Source organism: Colwellia sp. BRX8-7, assembly GCF_014077275.1.
Lineage (GTDB): Bacteria > Pseudomonadota > Gammaproteobacteria > Enterobacterales > Alteromonadaceae > Colwellia_A.
In genome coordinates, this window is sequence record NZ_JACGVP010000004.1 from 73,509 (window position 1) to 89,889 (window position 16,381).

15 protein-coding genes and 1 riboswitch are annotated in these 16,381 nt (G+C 37.8%); of the genes, 8 read left to right on the plus strand and 7 right to left on the minus strand.

Translation table 11 applies throughout. The features are described from left to right. Nucleotides 1-4 precede the first annotated feature (4 nt). On the minus strand, nucleotides 5-1,966 hold the full coding sequence (thiC, locus tag H4J57_RS05190) for a phosphomethylpyrimidine synthase ThiC (RefSeq protein WP_182221338.1): 1,962 nt from the start codon (nucleotides 1,964-1,966) through the stop codon (nucleotides 5-7). 105 nt (nucleotides 1,967-2,071) lie between these two features. Continuing rightward, nucleotides 2,072-2,193, minus strand: a riboswitch (TPP riboswitch). 174 nt (nucleotides 2,194-2,367) lie between these two features. Between thiC and H4J57_RS05195 the strand changes: the two genes are divergently transcribed. Further along, entirely contained in the window at nucleotides 2,368-4,044 is a 1,677-nt protein-coding gene (locus H4J57_RS05195; RefSeq protein WP_220470267.1) for a M1 family metallopeptidase, read from the plus strand. Between the two features lie 80 nt (nucleotides 4,045-4,124). Here H4J57_RS05195 and H4J57_RS05200 read toward each other — a convergent pair whose 3' ends face one another. Beyond that, nucleotides 4,125-4,634 carry an outer membrane beta-barrel protein gene (locus tag H4J57_RS05200; protein WP_182214509.1) on the minus strand — a complete coding sequence of 170 codons (510 nt, stop codon included), beginning with the start codon at nucleotides 4,632-4,634 and terminating at the stop codon, nucleotides 4,125-4,127. A gap of 154 nt (nucleotides 4,635-4,788) precedes the next feature. Here H4J57_RS05200 and H4J57_RS05205 point away from each other — a divergent pair, with 154 nt between their 5' ends. The 5 genes from H4J57_RS05205 to H4J57_RS05225 all read left to right on the plus strand — a co-directional run bounded on the left by H4J57_RS05205 (nucleotide 4,789) and on the right by H4J57_RS05225 (nucleotide 10,181). Next, a complete protein-coding gene (locus H4J57_RS05205; RefSeq protein ID WP_182242156.1) occupies nucleotides 4,789-5,730 on the plus strand; it encodes a tetratricopeptide repeat protein in 942 nt (313 codons plus the stop codon). Nucleotides 5,731-5,924: 194 nt separating this feature from the next. Next, a complete protein-coding gene (locus tag H4J57_RS05210; RefSeq protein ID WP_220470268.1) occupies nucleotides 5,925-7,073 on the plus strand; it encodes an S-(hydroxymethyl)glutathione dehydrogenase/class III alcohol dehydrogenase in 1,149 nt (382 codons plus the stop codon). Between the two features lie 21 nt (nucleotides 7,074-7,094). Continuing rightward, the gene (fghA, locus tag H4J57_RS05215; protein ID WP_182242157.1) at nucleotides 7,095-7,940 is read left to right on the plus strand and encodes an S-formylglutathione hydrolase; all 846 of its coding nucleotides are present in this window, start codon (nucleotides 7,095-7,097) and stop codon (nucleotides 7,938-7,940) included. Next, nucleotides 7,940-8,512 carry a HutD family protein gene (locus tag H4J57_RS05220; protein WP_182242158.1) on the plus strand — a complete coding sequence of 191 codons (573 nt, stop codon included), beginning with the start codon at nucleotides 7,940-7,942 and terminating at the stop codon, nucleotides 8,510-8,512. Before fghA ends, H4J57_RS05220 begins: the two co-directional genes overlap by 1 nt. 127 nt (nucleotides 8,513-8,639) lie before the next feature. After that, nucleotides 8,640-10,181 carry a S10 family peptidase gene (locus tag H4J57_RS05225; protein ID WP_182242159.1) on the plus strand — a complete coding sequence of 514 codons (1,542 nt, stop codon included), beginning with the start codon at nucleotides 8,640-8,642 and terminating at the stop codon, nucleotides 10,179-10,181. A gap of 63 nt (nucleotides 10,182-10,244) precedes the next feature. On the opposite strand, the gene H4J57_RS05230 is transcribed toward H4J57_RS05225, so the two are convergent. The 5 genes from H4J57_RS05230 to H4J57_RS05250 all read right to left on the minus strand — a co-directional run bounded on the left by H4J57_RS05230 (nucleotide 10,245) and on the right by H4J57_RS05250 (nucleotide 14,231). Then, nucleotides 10,245-10,832, minus strand: a complete 588-nt coding sequence (locus H4J57_RS05230; RefSeq protein WP_182214501.1) for a DUF4252 domain-containing protein — start codon at nucleotides 10,830-10,832, stop codon at nucleotides 10,245-10,247. Nucleotides 10,833-10,842: 10 nt separating this feature from the next. Continuing rightward, nucleotides 10,843-11,385, minus strand: coding sequence for a DUF4252 domain-containing protein (locus tag H4J57_RS05235; RefSeq protein WP_182242160.1), 543 nt, complete (start codon nucleotides 11,383-11,385; stop codon nucleotides 10,843-10,845). After that, the gene (locus H4J57_RS05240; RefSeq protein ID WP_070375459.1) at nucleotides 11,382-11,933 is read right to left on the minus strand and encodes a hypothetical protein; all 552 of its coding nucleotides are present in this window, start codon (nucleotides 11,931-11,933) and stop codon (nucleotides 11,382-11,384) included. Before H4J57_RS05240 ends, H4J57_RS05235 begins: the two co-directional genes overlap by 4 nt. Then, the gene (locus tag H4J57_RS05245) at nucleotides 11,926-12,423 is read right to left on the minus strand and encodes an RNA polymerase sigma factor (protein ID WP_070375460.1); all 498 of its coding nucleotides are present in this window, start codon (nucleotides 12,421-12,423) and stop codon (nucleotides 11,926-11,928) included. Before H4J57_RS05245 ends, H4J57_RS05240 begins: the two co-directional genes overlap by 8 nt. An 881-nt stretch (nucleotides 12,424-13,304) precedes the next feature. Continuing rightward, nucleotides 13,305-14,231, minus strand: a complete 927-nt coding sequence (locus H4J57_RS05250; protein WP_182242161.1) for a LysR family transcriptional regulator — start codon at nucleotides 14,229-14,231, stop codon at nucleotides 13,305-13,307. A 115-nt stretch (nucleotides 14,232-14,346) separates the two neighbouring features. Here H4J57_RS05250 and H4J57_RS05255 point away from each other — a divergent pair, with 115 nt between their 5' ends. Next, on the plus strand, nucleotides 14,347-14,988 hold the full coding sequence (locus H4J57_RS05255; protein ID WP_070375462.1) for a LysE family translocator: 642 nt from the start codon (nucleotides 14,347-14,349) through the stop codon (nucleotides 14,986-14,988). 462 nt (nucleotides 14,989-15,450) lie between these two features. Further along, entirely contained in the window at nucleotides 15,451-16,152 is a 702-nt protein-coding gene (locus tag H4J57_RS05260; protein WP_070375463.1) for a PEP-CTERM sorting domain-containing protein, read from the plus strand. The last annotated feature ends 229 nt before the right edge of the window (nucleotides 16,153-16,381 follow it).

Genomic DNA, 16,381 nt, shown 5'->3' on the forward strand with positions numbered 1-16,381 from the left:
CTGACTATTTCACCTGATGGTAAATTTCACTACCGGTCGCTTTAAATTCCGCCGACTTTTCAGCCATGCCTTGTGCAATATCGGTTGGCGTTGCATCTAAAACAATGACTTCGTCAAGTAACTGTATTTCTATTTTATTGCTGGCTTCAAGACCCGCGGCATAATCACGTACTTCCTGAGATATTTTCATCGAACAGAATTTTGGCCCACACATAGAGCAGAAGTGGGCAACTTTACCTGATTCTTGTGGCAAGGTTTCATCGTGATAAGCCTTGGCTCTTTCAGGGTCTAAACCGATATTAAATTGATCGTACCAACGAAATTCAAAGCGCGCTTTGCTCATCGCATTATCGCGAATTTGCGCCCCCGGATGACCTTTTGCTAAATCGCCGGCATGGGCTGCAATTTTATAGGTCATTAAACCTTCTTTAACATCTTCTTTATTGGGTAAGCCTAAATGTTCTTTAGGAGTGACATAACAAAGCATGGCACAACCGTACCAACCAATATTAGCGGCGCCAATACCCGAAGTAATATGGTCATAACCCGGTGCAATATCAGTCGTTAACGGACCTAACGTATAAAAAGGTGCTTCACCACAATGTTTAAGTTGCTCGTCCATATTTGCTTTGATCATATGCAGTGGCACATGCCCGGGGCCTTCAATAATCGTTTGTACATCATGCTGCCAAGCAATTTTAGTTAATTCGCCTAAGGTATGTAATTCGGCAAATTGTGCTTCATCGTTGGCATCAGCAACCGAGCCCGGGCGTAAACCGTCGCCGAGTGAAAACGAGACATCGTATTGCTTTAATATTTCACAAATATCTTCAAAGTGGGTGTATAAAAAATTTTCTTTATGATGCGCTAAGCACCACTTCGCCATAATTGAACCACCACGTGAGACAATACCGGTGACACGCTTAGCGGTCATTGGAACATAGCGTAATAATACACCGGCATGAATGGTAAAATAATCAACACCTTGCTCGGCTTGTTCGATAAGTGTATCGCGGAAAATTTCCCAGGTTAAATCTTCCGCCACGCCATTTACTTTTTCTAGCGCTTGATAGATAGGCACCGTACCAATGGGCACTGGCGAGTTGCGCATGATCCATTCGCGGGTTTCATGAATATTACGACCCGTTGATAAATCCATTACCGTGTCTGCGCCCCACTTGGTCGACCAAACCAGTTTTTCTACTTCTTCTTCAATGGAAGAGGTCACCGCCGAATTACCAATATTGGCATTTACTTTAATTAAAAAGTTACGACCAATAATCATCGGCTCACATTCTGGGTGGTTAATGTTTACCGGAATAATTGCTCGGCCACGCGCGACTTCATCACGGACAAACTCTGCGGTAATTTGCGCTGGAATACTGGCGCCAAATGACTGACCTTTATGTTGTAGTAGTAAGGTTTTATCTTTGACCTCTTCACGTTTTAAATTTTCACGAATGGCAATATATTCCATTTCAGGGGTAATGATCCCTTGGCGAGCATAGTGCATTTGGGTAACGTTTTGACCTTTTTTAGCGACACGCATTTTAGGTAAGTGTTCAAAGCGTATTGCGTCAACACCATCGTCAGCTAAACGTTGTTGAGCATAAGTAGAGCTATTTGATGTTAAGAGCTCAACATCACCACGACTATCAATCCAACTTTCACGCAGGCGAGGAATACCTTTGTGTACGTCTATTTCGACACTTTCATCGGTATAAAAACCTGAGGTATCGTAGACGCAAAGAGGTTCATTTTTTTCGTAGGTTGGCTTATCTTTATTACCCGCTAATAAAGTATCAGACAAGGTGATTTCGCGCATACCTACCTTGATATCGTGAATTTTACCTTGCACATAAACTTTTTTAGAATTTGGGAATGATTGATCAGAAACGTTTTTTAAGAATGTTTCAGCTTGTTCGCGACGTTCTCTGCGAGTGAGTTTGTTAGCTGGTTTGGTCATTTTTTTGCCTTTTAATAATATGCATTTCGTTATAAATGCACGAATAAAAAAGACGAAGTGTAGAGTGAGGAAAAAATAAAAAAGTGACGAATTAATCCCTTAACTCTTTTATTTTACCTTGTTCCCTTACGCAGATATTAATCTGATCAGGTTCTACGGATCCCGCTTTCGCGATCTCAGCTTTGAATATTTCTTTAGAAATAATCTCAGCACTCCGACAAGTAATTGTGGTGATTCTATCGTATTAGTTTCAAAATACGCAATCATAATGTTGTATTTGGTTATAATTAATTTTTAGATAACGATGTGAGTCGTTGACAGATCTTACCCTTTTTAGGGTTCACAATTTATATTACACAATGCTAGTATATTGTATACGAGAGAGTGTTAGGACAATAACAATGATAAAAGAACGGATAACGACTTCACTTGCTGGCTTAGTTTGCGCTATGGTTTTTGCTGGGCATGTTAGCGCGAGTAATTGGCAACAAGAAAGTGGCAAAGTAACGCACCAAGAAAAATTACGGGGTACTATTACACCAGAAAGAAAGTGGTGGGATTTAATTCATTATCATCTTAATGTAAAAGTTGACCCTGAAACTAAGCTTTTTTCAGGTGAAAACACCATGACTTATAAGGTGTTAGCTAAAGGTGAACGTTTACAAATAGAACTACAGGCGCCAATGAAGCTTGAGAAAGTACACCAAAATGGTAAAGCGCTTGAAGTAGAGCAAGATGGCTATTCTTATTTTATTACCCCAGCCAGTAAGCAAGAAATAGGCTCGGAGCAGAAGATAACTATGTACTTCTCTGGACAGCCCGTTACCGCAAAAAACGCCCCATGGGATGGCGGTATTACTTGGAAGAAAGACAGTAATGGCCTCGACTTTATTGCCACTTCAAATCAAGGCATTGGCTCTAGTATTTGGTGGCCAAATAAAGATCATCCTGCCGACGAGCCCAACAATGGCGTGTTAATCAGCGTTGAAGTGCCAGAACATTTAATGGATGTGTCTAATGGTCGATTAATTAAAGTTGAACACAATAAAATTGATAAAACAAAAATTTATCATTGGCAAGTTGTGAATCCTATTAATAATTATGGGGTCAATATTAACATTGGTGACTATGTTCATTTTGGTGAAAAGTATCAAGGTGAAAAAGGTCAGCTTGATATGGACTACTATGTTTTACGGGAAAACTTAGCGAAAGCAAGAAAACAGTTTAAAGAAGCGAAACGAACCATTGAAGCGTTCGAGCATTGGTTTGGTCCTTATCCGTTTTATGAAGACAGTTATAAACTGGTGGAAGCACCATATTTGGGGATGGAGCATCAAAGTTCGGTGACTTATGGTAATGGTTATCAAAATGGTTATTTAGGGCGTGATAGAAGTAGTACTGGCCCAGGATTATTATTTGATTTTATTATTGTTCATGAATCAGGTCACGAGTGGTTTGCCAATAACATCACCAATAAAGATGTTGCCGATATGTGGATCCATGAGAGCTTTACTAACTACTCAGAAAGTCTATTTTTAGAGTATCATTTCACTAAAGAGCAAGCCTTTGAATACGTTCGTGGTCAACGGATGAATATTGGTAATCAATCCCCTATTATTGGCGAATATAATGCTAATCGCGGTGGGTCTGGTGATATGTACGATAAAGGTGGCAATATGCTGCATACCATTCGCCAAGTGATTAATAATGATAGAAAATGGCGAGAAATACTCCGAGGACTAGGTAAGGTTTTTTATCATCAAACAGTGACTACCCAAGATATTGAAAACTACATTAGCACACAATCAGGTATCGACTTAAGTAAGGTCTTTGATCAATATTTACGTGATATACGTATTCCCACTTTCGAATATTTTATTAAAGATAAAGTGATGAAAATTCGTTGGGGTAACGTGGTTAAGGGGTTTGATATGCCGTTACGCGTCACTATTGCAGGTAAAACACAGTGGCTGGCACCAACAGCAACTTGGACTACTGTTGAACTTGAGCAGGAAAATCCAAATATAGCCGTTGATGCTAACTTTTATATTTCGACACTCAGTGTTTTAGGTCATTAGTTTTAAAAGTTAACGGTATAAAATTAAAAAGGAGAGCTTATTGCTCTCCTTATACGTCAACGGTCAGTTAAATATTGCGATTAAAAAGCGTATTTAAAACCAACAGAAAGTAATTTAGTACCGTCATACGTTTCATAAGAAGCTTCAACGCTCACTTTTTTATTGAGGCTATAACCAACACCAGCGCCGAAACCAAACTCCCATGAATCATCAGACGCTGATTCGCCACGGTAGCTTGCTTTGAGGTCTAAGTTTGCATAAGACGGCATTACATAAACATATGCGCGATTGTTGAAGTCGTATTGACCACGCAAAGACAAAGCGAGTAAGCTTTCTACTTCAATTTTAGCACCGTAAAGTGAGTCGTCACCAACACCAGAACCGAGACGAAGTTCAGGCATCAAGTAAAAATTTTTCGCTGAATTTTCAATTTTATATGCCACTGAGCCATAGATAAAGTTCAAAGAAATATCGTCGCCATCAGAGCTATCAGATAACTGACCGAATCCACCGCCCACTTGCCAATCAGCAGCTACGGCTGTTAGGGAAAGACTGAAAAGAGTGAGTGCAATAGCGGTTTTCTTAAACATAATAAATCCTTTATTTTATTTGGGTTAACTTTAGGTTAAATTAAGGTGAAGATTTCGCGCAGAGCTTAACACCAAGATATTTTTTGTTCAATAATCTTTAATAAATTATAGTCCGGCGCTTGGCAATTAATAACATCAGTGGCAATATTTAACGATGAATAAACATTTTTTTATCTCTTCAAAACTTTATTTACTTGGACTTATAGCACTATTATTGTGGTTTTTTTGCTTACCGGTTGCAAAAAGTTATGCAATGAAAAGTGAGAGCACAGCAAAGCTATGTCAGCGCTCGCCATCATCATGCCTAGAAAAAGTTAATATTGAATTAACCCAAGTACAGCCGAAAAGCCGCATCTGGTTTAGCTTAATGCAATTCAAATTATCCTCGCTATTTATTTTGCAACACAGTGATGAGCTTTACCAAGAAACAAAACGTTGGATAAACGACGAAGACCTACCGATCCCTTTTCAAGTCACTCTTTATATGTATTATGCTAAGTGTTTACTTAGTCATGGCGACTTAGTAGAAGGGAAGCGTTATATTTATAAAGCAAAAGCACAATTAGCAATAATGAATGAAGTTTATCCATCTCCAATTAAACTTATTGAAATTGCTAACTTACAAATGTTTATTGGTGAGTTACCTGAAGCCTATGAGTCACTTAATGCTTTAAAAGAAAAATATAAAAACAGTCATAACCCACAGTTTATGATGGATCTTTTTGGTCATTTAGGGCATGTCGCTAGGCAACTTGAATTGTATGATGAAGCGCTTGCCCACTGGTATGCAACCGTTCCTTGGAGTTATAAATATGGCAATGAACAACAAATAGCGACAGTACATTTTAATTTAGCGCAAGCACAACAACACGCTGAACAATTCTCATTGGCTGAAAAAAGTTATTTAGCCGCAATTAAGCATGCTGACATTGCTTTAGATGTTGTGAAAGCCTCTCATGCAAAATTGTACTTAGCCGAAATAAAGTTGCTGGGCGGTGATAAAGAACAAGCCGAGGAGCTATTACTGGCCATTAACGAAGAACTCTTAGCGCCAAACCTGCTATTAAAGCTTAATGACCTTAAGGGTGAATTATAAAACCTTTAAGAGGGAGTCGATAACAAAGCATACTGCAAAAAGGTTTGATAAATCCTTATGGTGAATATCTCGCCATCATAGTAAAGCCCAATTTATTAATCGGGTTAACATAATTTTATCCATTTCAATAGGCTGTTATTCCTGATATTTATCCACTATCATTGTCTTTAAAGAATGTAATCAGGTCAATTCATATGTCAGCAGTTACGCAAAAACTAAACACCATCAAATCTAAAGCTGCAATTGCTTGGGGGCCAAATAAACCCTTAACAATTGAAGAAATTGATGTAGAACTTCCCAAAAAAGGCGAGGTTCTCGTTAAAATCATCGCTTCAGGCGTTTGTCATACCGATGCTTTCACGCTTTCAGGCGAAGACCCTGAAGGAATATTTCCAGTCATTTTAGGGCATGAAGGTGGCGGAATTGTTGAACAAATAGGTGAGGGTGTCACCAGTGTTGCGGTTGGCGATCATGTCATTCCTTTATACACACCTGAATGTGGTGAGTGTAAATTCTGTAAATCGGGTAAAACCAACCTGTGTCAAAAAATTCGCGAAACCCAAGGTAAAGGCTTAATGCCTGATGGCACCTCGAGATTTTCATTAAACGGCAAAACTATATTTCACTATATGGGCTGTTCTACTTTCTCTGAATATACTGTTTTACCTGAAATATCTTTAGCGAAAGTTAACCCTAAAGCACCGCTTGAAGAAGTGTGTTTATTGGGTTGCGGAGTAACTACCGGCATGGGTGCAGTCATGAATACGGCGAAAGTTGAAGTCGGTGATACCGTGGCTATTTTTGGTTTAGGTGGTATTGGTTTGTCGGCTATTATTGGCGCTGCTATGGCGAAAGCAAGCCGTATTATTGCGATTGATATCAACGAAAGTAAATTTGAGTTAGCCAAAAAGCTGGGTGCAACAGACTGTATTAATCCAAAAGATTACGATAAACCTATTCAAGACGTTATTGTTGAATTAACCGATGGCGGTGTTGACTACTCTTTTGAATGTATCGGTAATGTTAATGTGATGCGTTCGGCCTTAGAGTGTTGTCATAAAGGCTGGGGTGAGTCTATTATTATTGGTGTTGCTGGCGCAGGGCAAGAGATTTCAACCCGCCCATTTCAACTGGTTACCGGTCGAGTATGGCGCGGTACTGCCTTTGGTGGGGTGAAAGGTCGCAGTGAGTTACCTGAGTATGTTGAACGCTATCTTGCCGGTGAATTTGCTTTAAACGACTTTATTACCCATACCATGTCGTTAGAAAAAATTAATGAGGCCTTTGAATTAATGCACGAAGGTAAGAGTATTCGTAGTGTTATTCATTTTAACCATTCGTAAGTACCTAAAAGGTTGAAGATCATGTTAGAAAAAATTAGCAGTAATAAAATGTTTGGTGGCGTTCAAGAGCATTTTCAACATCATGCTGAAAGTCTAAAATGTCCGATGCGTTTCGCTATTTATTTACCTGAGGGTGCCAGCAAGCATTCACCAGTGCCGGTTTTATATTGGCTTTCAGGACTGACCTGTACCGATGAAAACTTTGTACAGAAATCAGGAGGACAGCGTATGGCATCGGCACTCGGTATAGCCATTGTTTGTCCTGATACCAGCCCGCGCGGGGATGATGTTGCCGATGATGAAAACCAGTCTTACGATCTAGGGTTAGGTGCGGGTTTCTATATAAATGCCACCGAGAAACCTTGGTCTACTCATTATAAAATGTATGATTATATTGTTAATGAATTGCCAACGTTAATTGCAGAAAACTTTCCTGTATCGAGTAAAAAATCAATCAGTGGTCATTCAATGGGTGGGCATGGCGCGTTAACGATAGCGCTAAAAAATCCTGATAAATATTGTTCGGTATCTGCCTTTAGCCCCATCGCTAATCCAATTAATAGCCCTTGGGGACAAAAAGCGTTTAGCGCTTATTTAGGTGATGATAAAGCTTTATGGCAGCAACATGATGCAAGCGTGTTGATGAAAGCAAGTACACAGCATATACCGGCATTGGTTGATCAAGGTTTAGCCGATGACTTTTTGCAAGAGCAACTTCAGCCAGAATCATTGATTTCAGCGGCGCTGAGTAATAACTACCCACTAATACTTAACCAACATCAGGGATATGATCACAGTTACTTTTTCATCGCCAGTTTTATTGAAAGTCACTTATGTTTCCATGCGAAACATTTGGGGCAATCTTAATGTTTACAGTTATTTCACCTGAACATTTTAAGACTATCCCATGGAAAAATGGCCAAGGTGAAACTATTGAATTGGCGATTAATGACGGCGGTACTTTAGCTGACTTTATTTGGCGCTTGAGTATGGCGAATGTTGTTGAAGATGGGGTCTTTTCTGATTTTTCAGGTTATCAGCGTAATCTCATTCTCATTGCCGGTAATGGCATTAATTTACAACACGATAACCGTAAAACTGATCAGTTGAATAATATCCTCGATGTCGCCAATTTTGATGGGGGTTGTCAAACCGTTGGACATTTACCTGCAGGCGAAATTACCGATTTTAATATTATTACCGATAAAGAAAAGTGCTCGGCCGTTGTGGAAACCTTGCTTGCTCAACAAACAGTTGAACTTAAAGCTGCAGACTTATGCTTTGTTTACAGTTTGTCGGGTGCATTCCAGTTAACGTCATACCAAAATCACCAAATAATAAAGGCAGGGCATTTATTGAAATTGAATACCCTTAAAGCAGGGGAGATGACGATTACAGGACAAAAGCTGATCGTGGTTTACTTAACGCAAAATACCTAGGAAAAATTTAGTGACAGCAGGTGTTTATCGCTGAAAATAGTCATTTAAACTTTTATTTCAGCGATAATATTTTTTCTGTTTTAGAGTATGGAGATATTAATAAAAATTCAATGCACAGGACGTTAAAATGAAAGCACACCATTTAGTCAAAGTATTCGCCTTGTTGCTGATATTCTCACCGTTTACTAATGCTGAGAATACTGCTGACAATAGCCGCAAGTTACCTATCGACGAAAGCTCAACCACAAAACATAGTACTAAGGTTAATGGTAAAAAATTCGACTACACTGCCACTACAGGTACTCAACCCGTATGGGACAGTGAGGGTAACCCAACCGCCAGTTTGTTTTATACCTATTACCAACGCAGCGATGTTAAGAATAAAAGTGCACGACCTTTATTAATTTCTTTTAACGGCGGCCCAGGTTCAGCATCTGTTTGGATGCATGTTGCCTACACCGGCCCACGTGTTTTAAATGTTGATGACGAAGGATATCCATTGCAGCCTTACGGAGTTAAGACCAATGACTATTCAATTTTAGATGTTGCCGATATTGTTTTTGTTAACCCAGTTAATACGGGTTATTCACGAGTTCTACCCGACAAAGAGGGCAAGATGCCTTCGAAAGAACAACAAAAATCGATGTTTTTTGGTGTCAATGCCGACATCAAATATCTAGCAGATTGGGTAAATACTTTTGTGACCCGGAATGAGCGCTGGCGTTCACCAAAATATTTAATCGGTGAAAGTTATGGTACTACCCGTGTTTCAGGTTTAGCTTTAGAACTACAATCACGTCAGTGGATGTATTTAAATGGTGTGATTCTCGTGTCGCCAACCGATATTGGTATTAAGCGTGACGGACCAGTAAAGGCCGCAAATCGCCTACCTTATTTTGCAGCTGCTGCCTGGTATCACCAAGCACTAAAGAGCGATTTACAGCAAAAAGACTTATTGGATATTTTGCCTGAAGTTGAAAAGTTTACTATTGAGCAATACATACCTGCACTCGCTAAAGGTGGCTTTATTAGCCTAGCAGAAAAACAGGCGATAGCTGAAAAAGTTTCTTATTATTCAGGACTTTCGGTTACTGAAGTATTACGCAGTAATTTAGATATTAGCGCTTCCTATTTTTGGAAAGAACTATTACGTGACCGTGAGCAAACAATTGGTCGTTTAGATTCACGTTACTTAGGTATTGACGAGAAAACAACCGGTTCACGTCCTGACTACAATGCGGAATTAACGTCATGGCTGCACAGTTTCACGCCCGCCATTAATTACTATTTACGCGAAGAGTTAAACTATAAAACAGACATTAAATATAATATGTTCGGTGATGTACATCCGTGGGATCGCACTAACAATAATACCGGTAAAAACTTACGTTTAGCGATGGCACAAAACCCTTATTTAAATGTCATGTTCCAAGCCGGTTACTACGATGGTGCGACTAACTATTTTGATGCTAAGTACACTATGTGGCAGTTAGATCAAAGTGGTAAAATGCAAGACCGCTTGTCTTTTAAAGGCTACCGCAGTGGTCATATGATGTACCTTCGCTATGAAGATTTAAAAGCGGCGAATGATGATATTCGTCAATTTATTAAAGCGTCTTTACCTGATAATAAACAAGCCGCTAAATACAAAGCTGCTTCGCCACGATAAATTATCTTAGCACTTAAAAGCAAGCCGATTAAGTTATCATTTATAACTTAATCGGCTAATATGTTATTCCTCTTCATCTACTTCTTTAAATCTTTTTGCCACATCATTTTTCTTATAAACCTGCTCCATAATAGGTTCAAAAGAGTTAGGGTGGATATTACCAATAATATTGACAAATACCGCCTCATTGTCTGAAAGTGACAGTACAACTAAACCATCAATTACTTCACCGTTTGACTTGATGAACATCAGTGAGTAATCAGTTGATTCATCATCATTCATTCTTACTACATGTTGCCAACCATCGGCACGTAAATTAGCTTGAGTTTCAATGAAATTATCTTTAAACAACTCACTGTTTTTTTCAACGTTATAAACACTTATACGAACACCATCTACGTCATCCAATAAAGCATCAATTTCAGGGTCTTCATCCGCATCAATAACCCAACGTGCTGTGCCAATAGCTAATGGACCTAAAGACAAGTTTATTTCGCTGTCAGCTTGCCACCAATAAGGTGATTCAATGTCGGCATAGCCAGCATGACTGTGAAGTCCCCCTGCGGTAATGCCGCACCCAGTTAAGAAAAAGCTTGCTGCAATTGCTAATAGCAAGGTCACTTTCTTTAAAAAATAGTGAGATAGTTTCATGGTTTACTCGTTATTTTAAGTCAATATCAATGTTAAGTGATTTGGTTACTTTATTAATTTGTGCCGGGTCTATTTCACCAACAATGTTAATGAATACCGCTTCTCGGCCGTCCTTATCACTTTTATTGTTAATAACCATAACCACTAAACCATCCATAAGGTCATCAGTGATTTTGGTGAATACTCGTACCTTTTCATCTTCTTCATTGACCGATACAATAGGTAACCAGCTTTTAGATTGAATATCTTTGCTGACTTTTGCGATTAAATCTATTGCCGGTTGATCGCTACCTTTCATATTATAGATTTGTACACGAACGGCTTTTAATTTGCTGATTAACTCTGATGCTTCTGGATCAGACAGATTAATTTTGCTAATAAAACCTAACATGGTTTTATTTAAATTAACCATCACTTTAGGTTCACCATAAACTGAGTTAAGACTGGCAAAGTCTACATAACCTCGCTCTTTGGTAATGTCGTCGGCAAAAGCTGAACTGCTCATTAATAATGATGAACTAAAGAAAATAAGTGCTGATAATAATTTTTTCATGATGTTTCCTTAAAATGATTAAGTGGTTTAAATAAACCTTGGTTCAATGGTTGTTGTATATTTTCGTCAAATGTTTGCTTTATTTGCTCTGTTGATATTTTTTTAGCGAATGATATATATTGCAAAGCGATTGCTAACTCTTGCTCAGCATGTTGTATTTCTGCCAGTGATGGATGTTTATTTATAGGATCACTTAGTATATTGGTGTTGAGTAAAGCGATAGCGGTAACGGTTGCGGCTAGCGCACTAAGTTTTTTCCAGCTAGGTGTAAAGTAACCAAAAATCACATGACTGCTTTTTTCAGTTTTGCTAATGCCCTGTAACTTGTTTTTCAAATCGGCTGATAAAGGCTGCAAACCTATGTCATTTAAATGTTTTTCAATATGTAACGCTGTTTCCAACTCAGCAATTTGTTGGTTACTAAGTTGTTCATTAGTTGATTCACTGCTCTCGGACAATACTCTTGCTAGCACACGGGTGTCAGCTGAAAGGTCATTGTTCGCTAAAAAATCATCTAATGGTTTCTGCCATGATTCTTTATTATTCATGGGTATACCCCTTTAAATTATTTCGCAATTCACGTCGTGCACGATGTAAATAGACTTTTACTTGGCTGGTGGTTAAGTTAAGTGATTTCGCCGCAATACTTTGGCTGTTTTGTTGTACATCACATAACATAATCAACGAACTATAGGGTTCTTTTAAACAAGCAATCGCCTCACTTAACCAACGACTTAATTGTTGGTGCTGTAAATTCCCTGCCGGTTCTTCATGTTTTTGTGTCACTTGATGCTCTTCTTCAACTTGGCTGAATTCCTTACGCTTACGCAATTTATCAATACAAGCATTACGGGTTACCGTAGATAGCCAAGCCGATACTTTTTCAACATCTACTTGTTGGATGTTATTCCATAAACGCGTAAAAACATCTTGTGTAATATCTTCCGCTTCATGTTTATCACGTAAAATATACAAAGCTAACGAATAGATTCGTTGCTGATGTTGTTCGAGTATTTTATTAAATTTATTTCCTTTCATAGTTATAATTACGCACTACTTTGCGAAAGGTTACAAATTAAGTATCTTATTTTTAATTTATTATTAAAAAGAGTCGCCAAAGTGATTGGTATGATAAGGAGATTCAATATAACTAATAGGGTAGGGTTTCTTGAAATAAATTGGTTAATCAATGTGTTATCGTTAAAAAATGAATCTGTGGATAAAGTGATATTAAGTTAAAAATTTTTATGAATAAGCTTAATTGAGACGATTAAAGACAATTTTTAGTGATGGCCATTATAATTGCGACAGGTGATTTTTATATTTTATTGAATTTTAGGCATAAAAAAACCGATGAAAACAAGTTCATCGGCTGGATAGCTTTGGGGAAGCTAAAATATAAAATTATTACAACAGGTGCTCACTAAAAGAGAACAGAAACATTATAGAGTAACAACTCTATAAGTGTAAAGTAAAAAGTGAAGTAATTACTCAGTTTTTTGTTTTTTTCGGTTTTTGTTGCTTTTAGTGGTTAATCATCACCACCGAATTTAGAATACAATTTCATGGTGCTATCGGTCACGAAGATGTGCTGAGTGATTATTGCGATCATCAGCAATTAAAGCGACGACATAATTTAAGCCATTGCAATAAACTCTTTGCTTGAAGACATTAAAAACAGGTGTAAATTATTAATCCATGATTTTGGAGAAATAGCCTTGCCAAAAAATTGTTATTTTGGGAGCAAATTGACAACATCTTCCTTTAACACACGAATATATTGTCAAATATCTCTTATAGCTGAGGACTCCATAAATGTTGAAGTTTATTTGTCATCTATTTAGCTTTTTAACATGAGTGTCATATTAATTGCTTTTTGATTTTTAAAGTGAGTGTCTTTAAATTAATGGTTTAATGCCTCACGAGTGGGGCTGTATTTCTTGTAATTTTTGCTTCATAAAATCGATAAAAATGCGGTTCTTATTGGGTAAATATTTACTTTGTACATACTGCAAACAAATATCACCTTGGTAATTGCCTTGTAACCGCCAATCTTCCAAAAGTGGAATGAGCTTGCCACTGCTAATGCCCTGTTGTGCGATATAATCAGGCAGAGAGCCAATACCAAAGCCTTGTTCAATAGCGTCTCGACGCATTTCACTGTGGTTAAGTAAATATGAACCAGTGACTTGTACGCTTGTTTGTTGATTTTTTTGACTAAATCGCCACCGGCTATCTGACATGTTTTCACCTAAGCAAAGGCAGGGTAAATTTTTTAAATCGTCGGGGTGTGTTGGTAGCGGATGGTTAGCTAGAAAATCAGGACTGGCACATAACACTTGTTCACTGCGACCAATTTTAACGTTGACCAAAGCTTCAATCGGGTTGTCATTGATATGAATTAAGAAATCAACACCGTCATGAATAGGATCTAAAATCCGGTCAGTTACTTTTAAATGCAATTGAATATCAGGGTAGCACTTTAAAAACTCGACAAAGAGTGGCCGCAATACTCGATTGGCAAGTGATTTTGGTGCCGCCACCCTCAACAATCCACTAACCGTTGATGTTGTCGAGCTACTGGCATTAACGGCTTGCTCTGCTGACTCCATCATTTGTTTACAATAATTAAAGGTTAATGTTCCTGGCTCTGTTAACGCTAGTTGCCGTGTAGTGCGTTGTAATAGTTTTATGCCTAAAGCATCTTCTAATCGGCTAATTTGGCGACTTACCGCTGAGGGGGTTACCCCAAGTTTGATTGCCGCTTTACTAAAGTTGCCCTGCTCAACGACAGTTACCAAAATAGCCATATCAGACAATAAGGGGATTAGTTTATTTGTGTCCATCAAGCACAAGTCCTTTTACAAATAGGTGTATTGTTTTAAATTTCTCATATATTAACATAGCTGCACAGTAACAAGTGAGTTGCTATGAGACTATTTTAAATGATGAGAGAGAAATATGGAGTTGTTAATAAGTACTTACATGACAGAAATTATTGCGGTAAGCACCATCGCTATTTTTATGGCTATGTTGCCTGGTGCTGATTTTGTCATGGTGACTCGCACGAGTATCTATAATGGCCGTTTATCGGGGTTATATATGAGTTTAGGTATGTGTTTATCAGTTTGTATACATGCTAGCTATTCGATTGCAGGATTAGCGGTTGTGATTGCAAACTCCGCCTGGTTATTTGCGACAATCAAATATTTAGGAGCGGCTTACCTTATTTATATTGCCTGGCAGTTATTAACAACACGTGATCTGTTAAATAATGATCACAACAATCAAACAGCAGCAATGTCGCCTTTTAACGCGATGCGTCGAGGCTTTACCTGCAACATCTTAAATCCGAAAACATCTATCTTCTTCTTAAGTATTTTTACGCAAGTTGTTTCTGTAGATACTCCGCTAATAATGCAAGTAAGTTATGGGATAATTATTATGTTGGCTCATTTTATTTGGTACAGCGGTGTGGCGTTATTGTTATCACACCCTAATATAATGCCTCGTTTCAATCGTCACAAACACAAAATAGATAAAGTCGCAGGATTCATATTGATGATAATTGCTATAAAGCTCATTTTAATGAACGCTGTTTAAGTAAAAATTTCTCAGGCGTTTATTTAGGTCTGCCAACTTATATCAGCTTTTCAGTGATTTACCCTCGCAGTAATTTCGCTGGCAACCATAGGTTTGGTCATGCCGTAATCTTGAGCTAAATTACATCGCTTTTCTATAAGAGCTGCGCGATGTTCTATCGTTTCTTTGGCCTCACTTTACGTTTGAATGATTTAGCTAAGCCATCATCGTGATGAACTTTTTTATTGCTAAATGAAGCTTAATGACTGTTATTTTAAATAATACAATGAATTCAACTGGTTGATGAGATGGGTGTGTCAGATTTATTTACATATTTACTCTAATGTTATTTTTTGTTTTATATAACCAATTGAAATATATCCTATTTAATTTGTTGGCCTGTTATTTGCTTTGCTGGGGTATGATTATTGTTTTAATAATTATCTCCCAGATTTAATTGAAATAAATTTAAAGGCACAAAAAATGAAAATGAATTTTTTACCATTAGTACTATTAACAACTGCTCTTACTTTACTTACGACTACCGCCAGCGCAAGTTTAATTCTTGGCACAGGAACTGAGGCATTAGTGGGTGGTGATTTAACTGATCCAGAGAATGACGGTCTTGCTAATTCGAATGTAAACTATAATGCAATGTTTCGTTCTAGTATAGAACCTGCCTTTGGCAATGGAGAGAGTGCATTTAATGTATTTGATAACATTTTATCATCTGGTAACGCCAAGTGGTGTTGCGATGGTGGTAATGTATGGGTAGAAGCTGATTTTGGTACAAATCGTTACATTCTTGATAAATTCACACTTTCTTCTGCAAATGATGTTCCTAACAGAGATTCCGATCAGTGGAGTATCTTAGGCTCAAATGACGGAATCAACTATACGTCTATTTATTCTTATGACGTAGCAGGAAGCTCTATTTGGGGGGCAACACGCTTTGAAGTTATTCAGTTTTCAAATGCTGATGATTATAACGTTAATACGGCATATAGTATTTTCCGTTACCAATCAACTTCGGTTGTAAGCGGCAATAATCACCAATTAGGTGAAATTGAGTTTTTTGGTACTGCTGCTGTTAATGATTCTGCTGTTAATGTTCCTGAACCAACTACCCTGGCAATTTTTGCGTTAGGTCTAATTGGCTTAGCGTCGCGTCGCTTTAAGAGCTAACTATAATAGTGTAAACGTTCTTAGTTATATAAAAACATCAATTGTAATGATTGGTGTTTTTTTGCTTTTGTAGGTTCAGTTAAGTTTGTTCTAACTTAACTAATGTCTTTTTATTATTACAATTATAGTTACTGATAACTATTTACACTTTGCAGGCGTTCTTTTTGTGTAATATTTTATATTAAGCAAATTGGCTTATTAAACCTCTCAAGTTTGATTTAAGTCATTA